Here is a 16886-nt window from a genome sequence, read left to right as displayed (position 1 = left end):
TCGCGCCGATGTTTCTGCTCTCGGGACGATGTTTCCGCTCTTGGGACGATGTTTCTGCTCTCGAGTTGATACCCCGAGTTCTCCGGCCGATCCTCGCACGCCCAATGAACACAATTAAAAAAAGAGTCTTCCGCAATCGCAGAAAACTCTTTTTTTCATTCTTTATTAGGACCATACACTCGTTTTTCAACCGAGGAAACGTGCCCTGACAGTCGTTTATGTAATGTCCGCTTCCAGTTTTCGCCTAAAAATGGACAGGCTGCTAGTTCCCCAGCAAGTTTAAGATCCTTTTTGTGCACATGCATGACCTCATTACACTTCGTAATCGTCCACTGTGGATAAGGCCGTTCTACCAAATGAAGCTCCGACTTTTCTTGAATATAACCTTCCTTTAAAACACGAAAATACCAGCCTGTTCGTCCGCTTTTTTGGATACGCAAAGCAAAGTCCATTATTCGAAAACGGCGTGCGGGTTTCCAGCAAGGCTGACGGGGCTGCGAAACTTGAATAACAGCATCCCCAAGCTCATACGTATCCCCAATACAAACAGAATTCTCTTCCGCATAATCAACCGCAAGATTCTCTCCCATCGCACCAATGCCTATGGTTTCCAAATCAAGTTCCTGCCTCCAATAATCATAATGCACCGTTGGATAAGCGAATAGTGCCTTTTCCGGTCCACCATGATTCTTTGTATCTCCCACTTGATCCCCCATTAATCCAGCTTTTCCTAACCATACGTTAGATGTGACACTATTTTTGAAAATGCCACTTTCCCACGGCCTCTCCATCCGGTCCGTTGCATCACTGCGACCCATTTGCTTTACTTTCCCGATTAGTAATTTATGTACATATGGTGCATTCATCGTGCTTCACCCTCACTTCATATGGTATAGTTAATGAAAATTATATCACCATCTTACTCGAAAAACAGTTTGATTGTAAGAAAAATTAACCATCACGGGGGAATCAACATGGACAACACATTAAAAAAAGCGACATTTGCTGGAGGATGTTTTTGGTGCATGGTAAAACCATTTGATCAGTGGGATGGGATTGACAGCATTGTCTCTGGCTACACTGGCGGGCACACGGAAAATCCGACATATGAGGATGTAAAAACTGGCACAACCGGACACTATGAATCCGTTGAAATAACCTATGACCCTGACATTTTCTCCTATCGCGACATTCTCAACATCTATTGGCAGCAAATCGACCCAACCGATGATGGTGGCCAATTTCAAGATCGCGGTGATTCTTATCGAACGGCAATTTTTTATCATGACACAGAACAAAAAAACATTGCTGAAGCATCAAAGGCAGCGCTTGAAGATAGTGGCAAGTTTACCAAACCTATTGTAACAAAAATACTGCCAGCAACGACATTCTATCCTGCTGAGGATTATCATCAAGATTTCTATAAACGAAATGAACAAGAATACAAAGAGGACCGCGCCAAATCAGGTAGAGATGAATTCATTGCCAAAACATGGGGGGAATAAGGAACAGTAAGAACTTCCATTTATCTGGAGGTTCTTTCCATTTAATCACCAGTCATCTCTAGAAATTGTTTGGCTGCCTGATCTCGATCCCAATCGATTTTCCATCCCGCTTCACGTTTTTCCACACGCATTCGTCCATCAAACGAAAATTCATCAATGGTCTCTTTCTCTTTCGTCAATTCAATCGTTAGGCTATAACTCAAGTTGATCTTCTCTTCGGTATTGTCTGGTACATCTTTATATGCAAATTCCATATTTTTTACAGCAACATCCGCTTCACGATTTACCGCTATCTGAGTTGGAAAAGATAAACTTCCATTTTTGACCTGTCGTTCCAGTTCATCTTTTGTTAGAAAAGGTCCAGCTTGTTCCTTCAAAGAATCAATTTGATCTGGAAGCTTAGCTGAGATATCTTGATACGCTACCGTGTAGACTGTCTCTTTGAAATCTTTGCCGAGCTGAATGGCTTTCTCAATATCTTTATCCTTTTGGTTACTGCAAGCTGCTAACAATCCAAAACATAAAAGAACGATTAAAGGTACCTTTTTCATTGTTATACCCAATCCTTTCATCGGAAAGTGCAATTCCTTGGTACTTCTTCTATATAATACGAACCAATCTGTACGAAAGGTTCATTAATTTGTTTAGTTTTACATCATATAATAGTATAATGGTTTCTTACATAGCTTGTCATAGATTAGGAGAGTGCGTTTTGCCAAAAGAAGAATCATTGACACCACTTAAAATGTTATTATTCTGTTTTCATGCGACAAATACAATTATCTTAAGTTATTTACCTTTATATTTAAAATATAAGGGATTAGATGGTACCGAAATTGGCTGGGTCCTGGCCGTCGGTCCTTTTGCGGCTATTTTTTCGCAACCATTCTGGGGGTACTTGAGTGATAAATATAAAACAGTGAAATGGATGCTAGTAATCTGTATTATTGGTCTCTTAATAAGCAGTGTCCTATTCTTTCAAATGAATGGGTTACTTACGATTATCGCAATGGGTGCGGTCTTCTATTTTTTCACCTCGCCAATAGGAGCGTTAGGTGACAGCCTTGCACAACGACGGGCAGACGACCTGAATGTAAACTTCGGGGGTATTCGTATGTGGGGATCCATCGGTTTTGCGATCTCTTCGCTTATTGTTGGTAAAGTTCTCTCTTCCATTGGGGTTCAATACATGATCTGGCCATACCTATTTTTCGGAACCTGTGCACTAATTGTGGCATTACGCTTAACTGATGTAAAAGTGGAGTCTGATCCTATTCGGTTAAAAGATATTTCGCAAATCATGCGGAATAAACCGTTCTTTCTCTTTTTGTTTATGATCATGTTTCTATCGATTTCCCACCGGGCTAATGATAGTTATATCGGCCTTTATATCGCCCAACTTGGCGGTAGTGAGGGGATGGTTGGGTTAGCATGGTTTGTCGGCGTAGCGAGTGAAGCTGCTGTATTTGCATTGGCCTTCTTCTGGTTTCGGAAGTTTCATACGTTGATATTCATTATCATAGCTGGAGTTTTGTATAGTATTCGCTGGTTTCTTTACGCCGTAATTGATGACCCTATTTACATTATTCCATTACAGGTTCTGCACGGTTTAACATTTGGCATATTTTATTTGTCAGCCTTCCAATTTATTTCAAGGTTAATTCCTAAATTACTTCAATCAACTGGCCACTTGGTATTTTATGCAGTTTTCTTTGGAGTCTCAGGAATAGTTGGATCGTTAACCGGCGGAGCGCTGATCGACTCCTATGGTGGAGAAACACTCTATTTTGTAATGGGCTGCTGTGCATTATTTGGAACTATATTACTCGTAGTCTATCATGTTTTGCCGTATGGGAAAGAAACTACTGTACGAAATGTAGAGTAATCATACAAGGTCAGTTCATCAAGTGTAATGGACTGACCTCTTTTGTCGGATACTTTAACCTAGCTGGAGCATAGCGAAGTTAGCGAATCTGCTTAATCTTCTTCTCCATTCTATCTCTCAATTTTAGTAAAAGTATATTATAGCAATTTTTGATTTTTTCATAAACAAGGCTTGCTTCATCTTCATCATACAGATAGGAAGTTCTGTTTCGATCAACCATCATATCGATCCATTTTTCTCCGTCATCAATCAAACCATTTGCGAATGCTTCACGTATCGTCGTTCTCGGATTTCTAATCTCCGTTGTACCAGTATATTCTAAAAACATTTCCATTAATTTCCAGTTTAGTTCAAATGTGAATTCAAAGCGCTGAATCACTCCATCATAGATGATATCACTTTCAATCTCTAACATTGTTGCCTCATTCAGTCTGGAGATAGCACGTTTGAAATCGTCAAGCTTCTCGTATAGCCTTTCCTTGTTCTCATATATAATTACCCCATCTCGTTTAATATTGTTTATCAATGCACTTTTCGTTAAACAGTTCATGAATACAATATCTATTTTCAAATGTGTCAGCATTTCTTGGATGGCAAAATCAATTAAGTTTTGCTGTGTATGAGTAGTATTACTTGTTTGAACCTCTCATGACTAAAGTCACGAGATTCCTAAGTACGGAAACCTATCGATTTCTAATTGATTAGGCTATCCCCACAGTTCCTGCGGTTAATCGCAACGCTTCATTGCGAAGATTGATACTTGCGTTAAAGTCACGTTGGTGATGGCATTTGCACACTGGGCAAGTCCATTCACGTAGCGCAAGATTTTTAACGTCTTTATGCTTATGTCCACAATTTGAACATAGTTGACTGGAGGCAAAGTTTCTCGCTACAACGATCACCTGTTTTTCATACCACTTTGCTTTATATTCCAACATGGTTCCAAATGCCGACCATGATACTTCAGTAATCGCTTTTGCAAGGTTTTTATTTTTGAGCATATTGCTTACAGACAAATCTTCAATCCCAATGATGTCGTGGTTTTTGACAATATTGGTTGAGATTTTATGTAGCATATCCTTTCTTATGTTCATGATTTTCTCATGTATTCTTGCGACTTTCATCCGTTGTTTATTCCAATTGGAGGAGCCTATTTGTCGCCTTGACAGAATACGTTGTGCTTGGGCCAATTTTTCCTCTAATGCACGGAAAAACGTTGGATTTTCATATACGATACCATCTGAAAGCGTAGCAAAATCTTTAAGGCCAACATCAATTCCCACTGCTGACTCCGTTTTGTCTAATGGTTGCACTTCACTCTCCGTAAGCATAGAAACAAAATATTTACCACTCGGATTACGTCTAATCGTTGCATTTATGATACGTCCACAAACTTCCCGGCTTTTTGCAAAGCGTACAAGTCCAAGTTTGGGAAGTTTGATATGTTTGTCCAGCACATCAATATTTCCATTCACATATTTCGTTGTGTAGGATTGAACAGGATTCTTTTTTGATTTGAAACGTGGTGCGTTATTTTGCTTTTTGTAATATCGTGTGTAGGCATCATTCACAATTTCAACAGATTTTTGAAGGGCTATACTGTCTACTTCTTTCAAGAAGGGATAGTGTTTTTTTAACTCCCGGACTTCTTTGATCGACTTATTTTTACTAAAAAATCCATCTTTCCAATTATTTTGAGGAAGTTGACCGTTCTGGACCATTTCAAGAACGATATACCAATACATATCTTTCTCTTTTTGTTTACCTACGAAATAATTGTAGACAAAACGACTACAGCCAATGGTTTTATTAATTAGTGTTTCTTGGCGTTTATTTGGATAAATACGGAATTTGAAGGCCTTCTTTACCATCATTCTACTAATCACCTCCTTTTCTGATTTTGAATGTATTGTCGGATCTGTGCTTCCGTATGCTCGCTAACAGTTGCGACAAAGTAGGATGGATTCCAAAGATGACCATCCCATAATTTCTTTTTTAAATCCGGGAATTCTTTAAATAATAATCTTGCAGATACACCTTTTAAGGCTTTAATTATCGTCGGGATTGAATGTTGTGGCGTGCAATCAATTAATAGATGAATATGGTCGCCATCCGTTTCGATTTCCAAAATGGTGAAACCGTTATCTGTTGCAATTTGACTTAACATTTCTTTTAATCTTGCATCTATATCACCTATTAATACTTTATGACGATATTTTACGCACCACACCACATGGTATTGAATGGAGTACACATACCCTCTACCATGCTTAACTTCTGCCATATGCTCCACCTCAACTATATGATAACATATGTCATTGAAATTAGAGTTGATAATACTATCATATTAGTATTTATTCGTAATTGTAGATCGAGCATATGTCGGATAGTTAACGTGGCATAAGCCAAGCCCTATCCGAAGCCAATTCATCTCATGATTTAAATCAGAAGCGTTCTTGGCTAATTTATAAATTGCTAAATCAATGTCCGAACGCAAATGAAAATCCCCTCTTGCTCTTGAACCAAATAGAACTACTTTTTTGATTAAAGAATTAGATGAACAATACGCCAGCAATTCATCGATAAAACGCTGAGAAATCCCAGTTAAATCTGCAAAATTTCCGGATATGATAACGACATCGCCTCCCAATCAATCTTTTGTAATTAAGTATACCAAAAATGATTAGGGAAAACGTAACTACAACGAAATAAGGCTGACGCAAAAATATGCATCAGCCCTGTATGTTCTAACTTGAAATACAATTTCGGAAGTTTCATATGCTGGTATTCATTATCACAGCTGGAGTTTTGTATTGTATTCACTGGTTTCTTTACGCGGTAATTAATTTTGCATTATTCCATTACAGTTTCTACACGGTTTAACATTTGACATATGTTATTTGTCAGCTTTTCAATTTTATTTCGAGGTTAATTCCTAATCAAGCAACAGGCCACTTGTTTTTTGCAGTTTTCTTTGGAATCTCAGGAATAGTTGATCGTTAACCGGAGAGGCGCTAATAGTTCAAATGTGAATAAAAAAGGCTGTTTTCTAAAAGATTGTTGTTTGTTATACATTAGATATAAAATGCGACACAACTAAGAAATTGTTCCCTCGCCGTTCCGGAAATACACTACGCTTTCCGCGGGCGGCTGTTGAGCCTCCTCGAGCTGTCGCTCTGCGGGGTCTCACCTAGGCCTTTCCTCCCGCTGGAGTCTCCATGTATTTCCTCCACTGGTGTTGCGTTTTCTAACCATTAACTGTAGTAGTACGTATTCTATAAAGTCGCTGGAGGCTGAGGCCGTGCCCGCGGAAAGCATCCACCCGGAGCGATCCCGGACGGCGGGAAATGCACGTACTTATAGAAAAAAGCCTAGTAGTTACGTCGCATTTTATATCTACTACGAAATTAAAAAACAACAAACATTACGAAAAGAGCCTAAAAAAATGAAACAACATAAACAAGATTTATAAATTCACATTTCCCCGACTCATACTACCATTAGAAAATTATTAATCTATTGAATTTCGTAAGCTATTCACTATTGTATAGATCTCCATTTCACGTTAAAATTAAATAAAAATCTAAACGTAGGGGGTGATTTTATGAAAAAAATATTTACTGTTGGATTAACATGTTTTGCATTACTGTTTTTGTTTATAGTGGGATATGTATATACTGGAACAGAACCCACCTCTACAACTATTCAACAAAAGCAGGATAAAGTTTCTTTTGAGAATGCGAAATTAATTGATAGTAAAATCGATGGCAAAACCGGAGTAAAAGTTGATGTATATACTCTGGAAGGTTGGGAGAAGTGATTATATGAAAAATATAGTAGGAATATTGTTAACAGTATTTATAGCTTTATCTTTTTTTGGAACAACAACATATGCTGAAACTAAACCTCTTTCTATAACTAATTAAAAAGAACAGCATGAGATTTCCTTTGAAAATGCAGAATTATTAGAAACGATAACAGATGAAAAAACTGGAGTAACAATTGACGTGTATAGCGCAAAGGAACCTATATCAGATTTTGTCCCATTTGCGGGTAATGGCAATTGGGATGTATTAGATGGAGAAATATGGGTGATGAATGGAGATATTAACGATGTGCAAAAAGATGGAGTCTATTACTCTACGGGCGGAGATTATGCTTTAGTGATTCCACCGCATGAGATGGATGAGCTTAAAATGGGTTCTCGACCAGGGATAGACATAGAATTATGGGAAGATGATCCTGTACATGACGATTATGTCGCCTCTTATTTTGTTAACGGTGTAATGAATCATCCTAATTATTATATTGCATTTCGTAATATTGGTAGTTATGTTGATGGTGCGAATAAAAGAGCAGAATTTTACACCACTCACACATCTAACTACACAGTTTTAGATCAAGCATTGTATGTTCAATATTTTGATTAAATAATAAAATAAGTGAAACTAGTTCATGGCTGGCGCAAAATATGCACCAGCCTTGTTTATCTAACTCAAAAATATAAAATACAGTACAAATATCACAAACAGCACATACATAATCGGATTAATTTCCTTGATGCGCCCTTTCATGATCATTGTAATCGGATAGAAAATAAACCCGATCGCAATCCCAGTTGCAATGCTATACGTTAACGGCATAGCTGCAATGGTCAAAAACGCTGGTACAGCAATTTCAAATTTATCCCATTCGATATCTTTCAATGCTGATGACATCAAAACCCCAACGATAATTAAAGCAGGTGCAGTCACTTCAGAAGTAATAACACTTAATAATGGCGAGAAAAACAATGATAAAACGAACAGTCCAGCTACAACCACCGCAGTAAAACCTGATCGCCCCCCTGCACCAACACCTGCTGAAGATTCAATATACGATGTTGTTGTCGATGTTCCGACAACAGCACCAACTACTGTTGCAGTTGAATCCGCGAACAATGCTTTGCCGGCACGTGGGAGTTTATTATCTTTCATCAAACCAGCTTGTGTCGCAACTGCTACAAGTGTTCCGGCAGTATCAAAGAAATCAACAAAGAGAAATGTCAAAATAACAACGAGCATATCTGTGGAAAAGATATCACCAAAATGGGCAAATGCCTCACCAAAAGTAGGCGCTACACTTGGTACTTCTCCCACAATACCACCAAGGCCTGATGGTGGATCAATCAATCCAGTTATAATACCTACGATAGCTGTCAGGATCATCCCATAAAAGATACCGCCCTTGATATCTAAGCTAAGTAAAATGACTGAAATAATAATACCGAATATCGCAAGCAATACGGTTGGCGATGTCAAATCACCGATCGCAACTAACGTTGAATCACTGCCAACAATAATGCCTGCATTCTGAAATCCGATAAAAGCAATAAAAAAGCCGATCCCAACACCAACTGCTAACTTCAAATTAGCTGGTATCGCATTAATAATTTTTTCCCGTAAACCAGTTAATGTTAATACAATAAAAATAAGTCCTGAAACCAATACACCAGATAATGCTGTTTGCCATGGAATACCATAGCCAAGTACTACTGTGTAAGCGAAAAATGCGCTTAATCCTATCCCAGGCGCTAAAGCAATCGGATACTTCGCAATAATCCCCATAAATAATGAACCAATAGCACCAGAAACGGCTGTAGCGGTAAAAACAGCACCTTGATCGATACGGGTTACACCTTCTGGAAGTTCCTCAATACCCACTAACGCAAGTGTCGCCGGGTTTACGAATAAAATATAGGCCATTGCCAAAAACGTCGTTAGCCCCGCCATAAATTCGGTTTTATAATTTGTGCCTAATTCCTCAAATCGGAAATACTTTTTCATGACTGTTCCTCCTCAAAATCAAAAAAATAAGGCACTTTTGATCATTGACCAAAAGTGCCACACTTAGACTAGCAAGCAAGAGTAAGGGGAAAGAGAACGTGAACACAATCAATTTCACCTGTGTGTTCAACATCCTGCTAACATTACTGGAACCTGCGTAGTCAGACCATTTACGGTGGTCTGGTAGAAACTTTGGGCCTTATCCTCCAAATTATACGCATTGCTTTATTTAATTTTTTTGTCTCGCTTTGAAGGGTAATAACACCCCTACTGAATGCTATTTTACTATTTCAGTTAACTGCAGTCAATAAAAACCGAATATTAATTAGAACTATATTAAAATTGTTCGTATTTATTCCCACTCAATTGTAGCTGGCGGCTTACTTGTTACATCATACACAACTCGATTAATGTGCTCTACTTCATTAACCATTCGTGTCGAAATTTTTTCCAAAACATCCCACGGAATTCGCGCCCAATCAGACGTCATGCCGTCAATCGATGTAACGGCTCGAATCCCGATTGTGTAATCATATGTCCGCGCATCGCCCATCACACCAACACTTCTTATGTTCGGAAGTACGGTGAAATATTGCCAGATATCACGGTCTAAACCTGCTTCTGCTATTTCTTCGCGTAAAATGGCATCAGACTCACGGACGATTTCAAGTTTTTCCTCGTCCACTCCCCCAAGAACACGGATAGCTAAACCAGGGCCTGGGAACGGTTGGCGCCAGACAATATGCTCCGGAATGCCAAGCTGAATTCCAAGCTCACGTACCTCATCCTTGAACAATGTATTTAACGGTTCGATTAATTCAAACTGCATGTCTTCCGGAAGGCCGCCAACATTATGGTGGGATTTAATCGTTTGTGCTGTCTCTGTCCCACTTTCGATTACATCCGTATACAATGTTCCTTGGGCAAGGAAGTCGATGTCGTTTAATTTTGCAGCTTCATCATCGAAGACATAAATAAATTCATTTCCGATAATTTTGCGCTTTTTCTCAGGATCATCTACATTTGCAAGCTTCGATAAAAAGCGATCTTTGGCATCAATTTTAATAATATTCATGTGAAAGCCATCCGCAAATGTTTCCATCACTTCATCGCCCTCATTTTTCCGAAGTAGCCCATGATCAACAAAAATACATGTTAGCTGGTCACCGATTGCTTTATGAATAAGTGCAGCAACAACCGACGAATCAACTCCTCCGCTCATGGCACACAATACGTTACGATCGCCAACCTTTTCTTGAATCTTTGCAACTTCCATGTCGATAAAATTTTCAATTGTCCAATCACCTGCACATCCACATGCATCAAAGACAAATTGCTTTAGTAAATGGTTGCCATATTCCGAATGCCGAACTTCTGGATGAAATTGCACGCCGTATAATTTATGTTCAGCATTACTCATTGCTGCGATCGGCGTTGAAGGACTTGTGGCATCAATTTGAAATGATGCTGGAGCTTCCATAACTTTATCGCCATGGCTCATCCACACCGTTTGTTCCTTTGGTGTACCGTTGAAAAGTAGTGCATCATGGCTAAGTTCGATAAGTGCTTTGCCATATTCACGGTTTTTAGCTTTCTCAACACGCCCGCCATAATGCAATGTCATTAATTGCATACCATAGCATATACCCAAAACCGGAATATCTAAATCAAAAATCTTCTCATCACAGCGGAAGCTATTTTCATCATATACACTATGTGGACCGCCGGATAGGATAATACCTTTAGGATTCATTTGTTTAATTTCATCAGCAGTTAATTTATGTGAATGAAGCTCACTATACACACCAAATTCCCGAATGCGTCTGGTGATCAGCTGATTATATTGACTACCAAAGTCTAATACCAATATCATTTCGTTGTTATCCATGTCTTCACTCCTACTGTTACTGTCTACTTCGTGCTACTTGTTGCGCGTCTTTTGGCCCGAGGTGCGCTGCTTTCGGCCCGTGTTGTACTACTTTCGGCCCCTGTTGCGCTGCTTTTGGCCCGTGTTGCGCTGCTTTTGGTCCGAGTTGTACTGCTTACGGCCCGTGTTGCGACGCTTTCGGCCCGTGTTGCGCTGCTTTCGGCCCGAGTTGCGCTGCTTTCGGCCCGAGTTGCGCCGCTTTTGGCCCGTGTTGCACTGCTTTCGGCCCGAGTTCACTGCTTTTAGCCCGAGTCGCGCTGCTTTCGGCCCGTGTTGTACTGCTTTTGGTCCCTGTTGCGCTGCTTTTGGCCCGTGTTGCGCCGCTTTCGGCCCGAGTTGCGCGACTTTTGTGCACAAGTTGCACTGCTTTCGGCCCGAGTTCACTGCTTTTAGCCCGAGTCGCGCCGCTTTCGGCCCGAGTTGCGCTGCTTTTGGCCCGAGTTTACTGCTTTCGGCCCGTGTTGCGCCGCTTTTGGCCCGAGTTGCGCCGCTTTCGGCCCGAGTTTCGCGACTTTTGTGCACAAGTTGCGCGTCTTCTCCAAATTATCGCCCGCCTAATAAAAAAACCTGAATTTCTACCCAAATTGTATCTCAGAGTATCCCCCAAAGCTACAAAAAGGCAGAAATCCAGGTTGCATAAACCGAACCATATAGATATTCCGCCTTCATAGTCAGGACATTTACGGTGCCCCGGTAGAAACTTTCGAACCTTATTATCGAGGATATACGAACGGCGTAAAAATATTCAATTTTTCCAACAAGCAAACAATCGGCCAGTTCCGGCGCCCAACGACTAGTGGACTTCCTTCACCTCCGTCCGATAAGTCAACATCTGCTCGCTTCTGCTCACAGTGTTTCCTTTATCTCCTGCGGTTCAGTCCAGTCCATACGTCGTTAAACTGGCGCCTCCACTTTTGCACTTAATATTCTCTTATTCTACTAACATCGGACAGCATGGTCAAGCCATTATCCGTTTAATTAAATCTTTCCATAATTCGTTCAGTTGCTTCATTTCTACTTGATTCATTTCATTATTATATAACATCCGCTCATAGTACGCTGTAAGTTGCCCCATCTCGTTTGTGCCATAACGCTCATCAATTCGAGCAGCATATTCACGAAGCGTTTGTCCTGGTTCCATTTCTAATCCATTGTGTTTTAAAACCTTCAAAATATGATGATAGGCATCTTGATACGTTTTTGCTCCACTATGTTGCTGGTTGATTTTCCTTGATAAAAAGAACGTTTTGATCCGTAATCGCAACAAATAGATAATAGCTGCAATAATCAATAGAACAATAACAGCCGCCGCAACATACCAGCCGTTTATTTTCACATCCTCTTTTTCGGATGCCGCACTGGCTGTGGTATCTTCTTCCTTCTCTTTTTCCTGTTTCATTTCTTCTTCTGGTTTTTCTTTCTCCTGTTGTTCTGGCGGTGTATCAACCGCCTCTTCTTGCTCTTCCATATTGTCTACATCCACATAGAAGTCGGTTAGATTAGAAAAGCCTTGAGTCGGTTCGAATGGTACCCAGCCTGTTCCAGGAAAATATACTTCTACCCATGAATGGGCATTCGCGTTTGTCACTTCATACACATCATAAGAATCATCTGTTTCTCCAACATCTTCCGCCACTTTTTCACCACTTGCAAAACCTTTTGCCCAACGTGCTGGGATGTCAAGCGTACGTAATAGAACAACCATTGATGTTGAGTAATTATCACAATAACCTACTTGTGAATCGAATAAAAATTGATCCACATAGTCTTGATTACCCTTAGGAACCGGTACATCTTTCGTTTGATACGTAAAACCATTTCGGCCAAAGTATTCCTCAACAGCGCGAGCTTTATCATACCGGTTATTCTGCGAGGTCGTAATTTCCCTGGCAAGTTCACCAATTCGTGCAGGTAATCCTTCAGGCAATTGGGTATATTGTTCATTAATACTATTCGGGTCCTTCATTCCTGTCTGCCGCAATTTATCGATAGCAAATGATGGATAGTCGTACGTAATAGTGTAATTTTTCAGGCTTACATCATTTCCTGCCACTTGTGTGCGAATTTCACCAGAGTTTGCATCTAGTAAGAAGTCGGCATTCGTATTCGCATCGACCTGACGTACGCCATATGGATAAACCAACTTATCGATATCCGTGTTGCCCTGAAATTCTACAATGGTTTTTTGTTTTTTTGTTTCAACACTTTTATCAAATGTTTCCAATGATATGGAGCCATTTTGTTGCATTTGATAGTCTGATTCTGAAGACCTTTCCCATCCTTTTCCGGTATAAACGTCTTTTGTTTCAATTCGCCAATAATGTTTTTCTTTTGCCGCTGCTTGAAAAACGGGAGTGTAATCCTGAATAAACGAACCACCTAGGCGCGAATCATCCTCCCCATAGCCAACTTTATGAATACCGGATTCTCCATCGGAATCGCCTGCTCCCTCTGCGGCACTTTTTAGAAATGGAACTGGATCCGGCCATTGTGGATCGAACTTCGGTGCAGCATATCCAATCAATGTTGAAAACAAAACAACTGCAACGATTGGTAGGACCCATACCGATGTTTTTTTAATCCAGGCAAAGCGAATTGATTCATGGTCCATTACTTTAAAAAGGTTAGCCAACCCAAGCGCAATGAAAGAAATAATAAATGTTCGTATAATAGATTCGTCTGCCTCATACGCCGTAAACGTATCTAACAAGCTTATATAAATAATCGTCAACAGCACAAACAAGAAAATCCGCTTCATATAAACAAACCAATAGTATAACAAGTAACTCATTAGCCAAATCAACAGTAAAAATAACAAACTACGAAACAGTGGAGTTAGATTATACCAACTCTGGTTGACTAGTGATTGAAAGTTAAAAGCAAGTTCCATATAAAGACTTTCAAACCATTGTCCACTCAGAAATGTGTACGTCATAAATAAGTGATTCAAAATGAGTACCATAGCAGCACCTTTCATAAAAAAAGAAAGCCACCATTTCATCTGAAACATTGAAATGACAAAGCAAAAAGCCGCATACACAATAAAAATAGACAAATTACGCGTATCGGTAATTTGTTCAACTGGATATAACCATTCTAGAAACATGAAAAATCCGCAGCAATATAGAATGGAGGTGTAAATAAATGGTATTTTCCTAGTTGTGCGCAAACTCATAACACACTCACCTCCACCGTATGTTGCACCAGTTGCTCTTCACTCACCACATTTACAACAATACCTTTAAATTGAAGCTGCTGGATCAGGCGATGTTCATGCTTGGTTATATGTGCCGCTGTCTGCACATAAATAACGATGACATGTTTAGAACGTTGCCTAATTTGTTGCAGCGTCTCCTTCAACGCATCATCTAAATGTGTTGTGATTACCATCATGACAACACCATTTGCCATTTTCATTGATGCTTCTTTTAGTTTTACTGCGAATGGATGAATCCCATCAGGTTGAACCTTTGTTAAATGTCGCATCAGCAACTCTTTTTGGGTTGGATCCTGATGAAATGGAAAATGTTTGGCTTCCCTACCAATTGTCACAAACTCTGCTTGCGATTGCTGCTTGATTGCTCCCATCAGTGACAAACCTATTTCAATTGCCGCTTCATATGCCAAAATATTGATTCCGTCGTAAGAGCAACTATCCAAAACCAACAGTGTATCCGTACTTTTTTCCTGTTCAAATTCCTTTGTCATCATCGTATTTTTCTTTGCCGTTTGCTTCCAATCAATCCAGGAAAATTTATCACCAGGAAGGTACTCGCGAATTCCTGTTGCAACGTTCGTATTTTTTAAATTCAAGGTATTCGCAGCAATTGCTCCCTGTTCAAAGCTGCTAATCTGTTCCGCCATCCTGACCGGGCGTTCATTCGGATATGCGATGAATTGATTTGCTGCTTTAAATACGTGTTCCTTTTTAATAAAACCGAATAAATCGCCTGTTTTAATCCGTATTGCCTGAAATTGATGTTCACCCCGTGGTACTTGTTCAATCCGATAATTCCATTCGATGACACGACGGAATCCCGGAAATAAAACCTTTTTAATAATCCGATTATAATTTAATTTTTCCGGTTGTTCCAAATGACGGTATTTCTCCATGCGATTATCAACTTTTTTTAATGATTCAGGGAAAATTTCTTCACAGACACAATAATACAACGGATAAGGAATGGATCGCTCCATCCTAACGTTTACTGTAACCGTGTCACCGGACCGGACAATATGATGGGATACTGTTCGCGTAACCTGCCATTTCTGGATTGGATAAAGGAGCAACCCAATGTGATAAAGGTAGATTGGTAGATAACCAAAAAATAAAAACCAACTGACAAACCCACCTTGAAACATCGCAAAAGCATATAGCAACAGTAGCAAGAAGACGTTAAAAAGGAGCTTTCCAATAAAACGTATCATGCTGTTCATTAACGAAATTCCTTTCGAATCGGGATATGCGCATTTCTTATGATGGATTGAATGACTTGTTCACTGGAAAGTCCATCGTATTTTGCCTCTGATGTTAAGATAATCCGATGTGCTAAAACATAGGGAGCTAAATATTTCACATCATCAGGTACAACATAGTCCCGTGCGTAAATGTATGCATATGCCTTCGCTGCCTTCATTAATGCGATAGACGCTCTCGGGCTTGCGCCAAGATAAATTGCGGGATGATTCCTTGTTGCCGTTGCTAGATTGACAATGTAACGCTGAACATTATGGTCGATATAAACCTGTTGGACTTCTGTTTGCGCTTCAATCAATTGCTCTCTTGTCATAACAGCATTAATCGCTTCAATCGGATGATGCGTTGCTGTTCGTTCTAAAATTTCCATTTCTTCTTCCAATGTCGGATATCCCATATTCAGCTTTAATAAAAAACGATCAAGCTGTGCTTCAGGCAGTGGGTATGTTCCTTCATATTCGATCGGGTTTTGAGTTGCCATCACAAAGAAGGGTTGCTTAAGTGGGATCGTGTTGCCATCAACTGTCACGTTCTTTTCCTCCATCCCTTCTAGCAAAGAGGATTGCGTCTTTGGCGATGTCCGGTTTATTTCATCAGCCAGTACAATATTCCCTAAAATCGGCCCGGCCCGAAACTCGAATTCTAGTTCCTTCGGGTTATAGATTGATATTCCGGTAACATCTGACGGTAATAAATCAGGGGTGAATTGAATCCTACTAAACTCACAATCCAATGATTTTGCCAATGTGCGAACAAGCATCGTTTTACCTACACCCGGGACATCTTCAAGTAGCACATGACCCTGAGCAAGGAGCGCTACCAAGCTTAGTGTTACTACCTCATCCTTACCAATCATCACTCTATTAATATTCGATAATACGTTTTCTATTTTTTCATTATACATAATCGTCTCTTGCATCTCGTTATGAACCCCTTCCTAAACAGCAAATTCTGTTCACTTTGCCTATCTTAACTATACTAAAAATACACGATGAAGTAAAAGCACAATTATAGGTAGTTTTTGATTATTAAAATAATTGCTACATCCATTGTTTGCTGTTTGGAAAGGTTTTATACGTTGTCCCAACTAGGATTTCTCATCTTTTCCCTTTTCTTCTTTTTTCCATGGAGGATCACCAAAATTGTGAAGCTTGCGATTAATTTTATACGTTATAAATGGAACGAGAAATGCTAATACTGCACAAACAATTAACGTCGTTTCATTTAAAAGCCCTAGAATATCCTTCCACATCCCTTTTTCACCCAT

Annotated in this window: 16 protein-coding genes and 2 riboswitches; of the genes, 4 read left to right on the top strand and 12 right to left on the bottom strand. The window is 39.7% G+C overall.

The genetic code is table 11. The features are described 5' to 3' along the window. Positions 1 to 155 precede the first annotated feature (155 nt). The gene (locus ACW2QC_RS17915; protein WP_457545304.1) at positions 156 to 866 is read right to left on the bottom strand and encodes an MOSC domain-containing protein; all 711 of its coding nucleotides are present in this window, start codon (positions 864 to 866) and stop codon (positions 156 to 158) included. 108 nt (positions 867 to 974) lie between these two features. On the opposite strand from ACW2QC_RS17915, the gene msrA reads away from it, so the two are divergent. Continuing rightward, positions 975 to 1505 (top strand): peptide-methionine (S)-S-oxide reductase MsrA, encoded by a 531-nt coding sequence (gene msrA, locus ACW2QC_RS17910; protein ID WP_457545303.1) that lies wholly within the window; start codon positions 975 to 977, stop codon positions 1503 to 1505. A gap of 41 nt (positions 1506 to 1546) precedes the next feature. Here msrA and ACW2QC_RS17905 read toward each other — a convergent pair whose 3' ends face one another. After that, the gene (locus ACW2QC_RS17905) at positions 1547 to 2056 is read right to left on the bottom strand and encodes an NTF2-like N-terminal transpeptidase domain-containing protein (RefSeq protein WP_457545302.1); all 510 of its coding nucleotides are present in this window, start codon (positions 2054 to 2056) and stop codon (positions 1547 to 1549) included. 161 nt (positions 2057 to 2217) lie between these two features. Here ACW2QC_RS17905 and ACW2QC_RS17900 point away from each other — a divergent pair, with 161 nt between their 5' ends. Then, entirely contained in the window at positions 2218 to 3390 is a 1173-nt protein-coding gene (locus ACW2QC_RS17900; protein ID WP_457545301.1) for an MFS transporter, read from the top strand. Between the two features lie 79 nt (positions 3391 to 3469). On the opposite strand, the gene ACW2QC_RS17895 is transcribed toward ACW2QC_RS17900, so the two are convergent. The 4 genes from ACW2QC_RS17895 to ACW2QC_RS17880 all read right to left on the bottom strand — a co-directional run bounded on the left by ACW2QC_RS17895 (position 3470) and on the right by ACW2QC_RS17880 (position 6040). Then, entirely contained in the window at positions 3470 to 3940 is a 471-nt protein-coding gene (locus ACW2QC_RS17895) for a nucleotidyltransferase substrate binding protein (protein ID WP_457545300.1), read from the bottom strand. A 151-nt stretch (positions 3941 to 4091) separates the two neighbouring features. After that, on the bottom strand, positions 4092 to 5264 hold the full coding sequence (gene tnpB, locus ACW2QC_RS17890; protein WP_457545299.1) for an IS200/IS605 family element RNA-guided endonuclease TnpB: 1173 nt from the start codon (positions 5262 to 5264) through the stop codon (positions 4092 to 4094). 8 nt (positions 5265 to 5272) lie between these two features. Beyond that, positions 5273 to 5674 (bottom strand): IS200/IS605 family transposase, encoded by a 402-nt coding sequence (tnpA, locus tag ACW2QC_RS17885; protein WP_457545298.1) that lies wholly within the window; start codon positions 5672 to 5674, stop codon positions 5273 to 5275. A gap of 63 nt (positions 5675 to 5737) precedes the next feature. Next, positions 5738 to 6040, bottom strand: a complete 303-nt coding sequence (locus tag ACW2QC_RS17880; protein ID WP_457545297.1) for a nucleotidyltransferase domain-containing protein — start codon at positions 6038 to 6040, stop codon at positions 5738 to 5740. Between the two features lie 954 nt (positions 6041 to 6994). Here ACW2QC_RS17880 and ACW2QC_RS17875 point away from each other — a divergent pair. Continuing rightward, positions 6995 to 7210 carry a hypothetical protein gene (locus ACW2QC_RS17875; protein ID WP_457545296.1) on the top strand — a complete coding sequence of 72 codons (216 nt, stop codon included), beginning with the start codon at positions 6995 to 6997 and terminating at the stop codon, positions 7208 to 7210. Positions 7211 to 7397: 187 nt separating this feature from the next. After that, complete coding sequence (locus ACW2QC_RS17870) at positions 7398 to 7820, top strand: hypothetical protein (RefSeq protein ID WP_457545295.1); 423 nt, start codon at positions 7398 to 7400, stop codon at positions 7818 to 7820. A gap of 60 nt (positions 7821 to 7880) precedes the next feature. Here ACW2QC_RS17870 and ACW2QC_RS17865 read toward each other — a convergent pair whose 3' ends face one another. The 6 genes from ACW2QC_RS17865 to ACW2QC_RS17840 form a co-directional block, all read right to left on the bottom strand. After that, the gene (locus ACW2QC_RS17865) at positions 7881 to 9215 is read right to left on the bottom strand and encodes an NCS2 family permease (protein ID WP_457545294.1); all 1335 of its coding nucleotides are present in this window, start codon (positions 9213 to 9215) and stop codon (positions 7881 to 7883) included. A 138-nt stretch (positions 9216 to 9353) separates the two neighbouring features. Beyond that, positions 9354 to 9454: riboswitch (purine riboswitch) on the bottom strand. A gap of 113 nt (positions 9455 to 9567) precedes the next feature. After that, the gene (gene guaA / locus ACW2QC_RS17860; protein ID WP_457545293.1) at positions 9568 to 11103 is read right to left on the bottom strand and encodes a glutamine-hydrolyzing GMP synthase; all 1536 of its coding nucleotides are present in this window, start codon (positions 11101 to 11103) and stop codon (positions 9568 to 9570) included. Positions 11104 to 11790: 687 nt separating this feature from the next. Next, positions 11791 to 11892: riboswitch (purine riboswitch) on the bottom strand. A gap of 208 nt (positions 11893 to 12100) precedes the next feature. Beyond that, a complete protein-coding gene (locus ACW2QC_RS17855) occupies positions 12101 to 14317 on the bottom strand; it encodes a DUF4129 domain-containing transglutaminase family protein (protein WP_457545292.1) in 2217 nt (738 codons plus the stop codon). Next, on the bottom strand, positions 14314 to 15579 hold the full coding sequence (locus ACW2QC_RS17850) for a DUF58 domain-containing protein (protein WP_457545291.1): 1266 nt from the start codon (positions 15577 to 15579) through the stop codon (positions 14314 to 14316). Before ACW2QC_RS17850 ends, ACW2QC_RS17855 begins: the two co-directional genes overlap by 4 nt. After that, complete coding sequence (locus tag ACW2QC_RS17845; protein WP_457545290.1) at positions 15579 to 16538, bottom strand: AAA family ATPase; 960 nt, start codon at positions 16536 to 16538, stop codon at positions 15579 to 15581. Before ACW2QC_RS17845 ends, ACW2QC_RS17850 begins: the two co-directional genes overlap by 1 nt. A 168-nt stretch (positions 16539 to 16706) precedes the next feature. Beyond that, complete coding sequence (locus tag ACW2QC_RS17840; protein WP_457545289.1) at positions 16707 to 16871, bottom strand: hypothetical protein; 165 nt, start codon at positions 16869 to 16871, stop codon at positions 16707 to 16709. Positions 16872 to 16886 lie beyond the last annotated feature (15 nt).

The sequence above is a fragment of the Virgibacillus sp. FSP13 genome (genome assembly GCF_054048505.1).
Note: the sequence above shows the minus strand (reverse complement) of the source record. Positions and strands in the feature narration are given on the sequence as shown.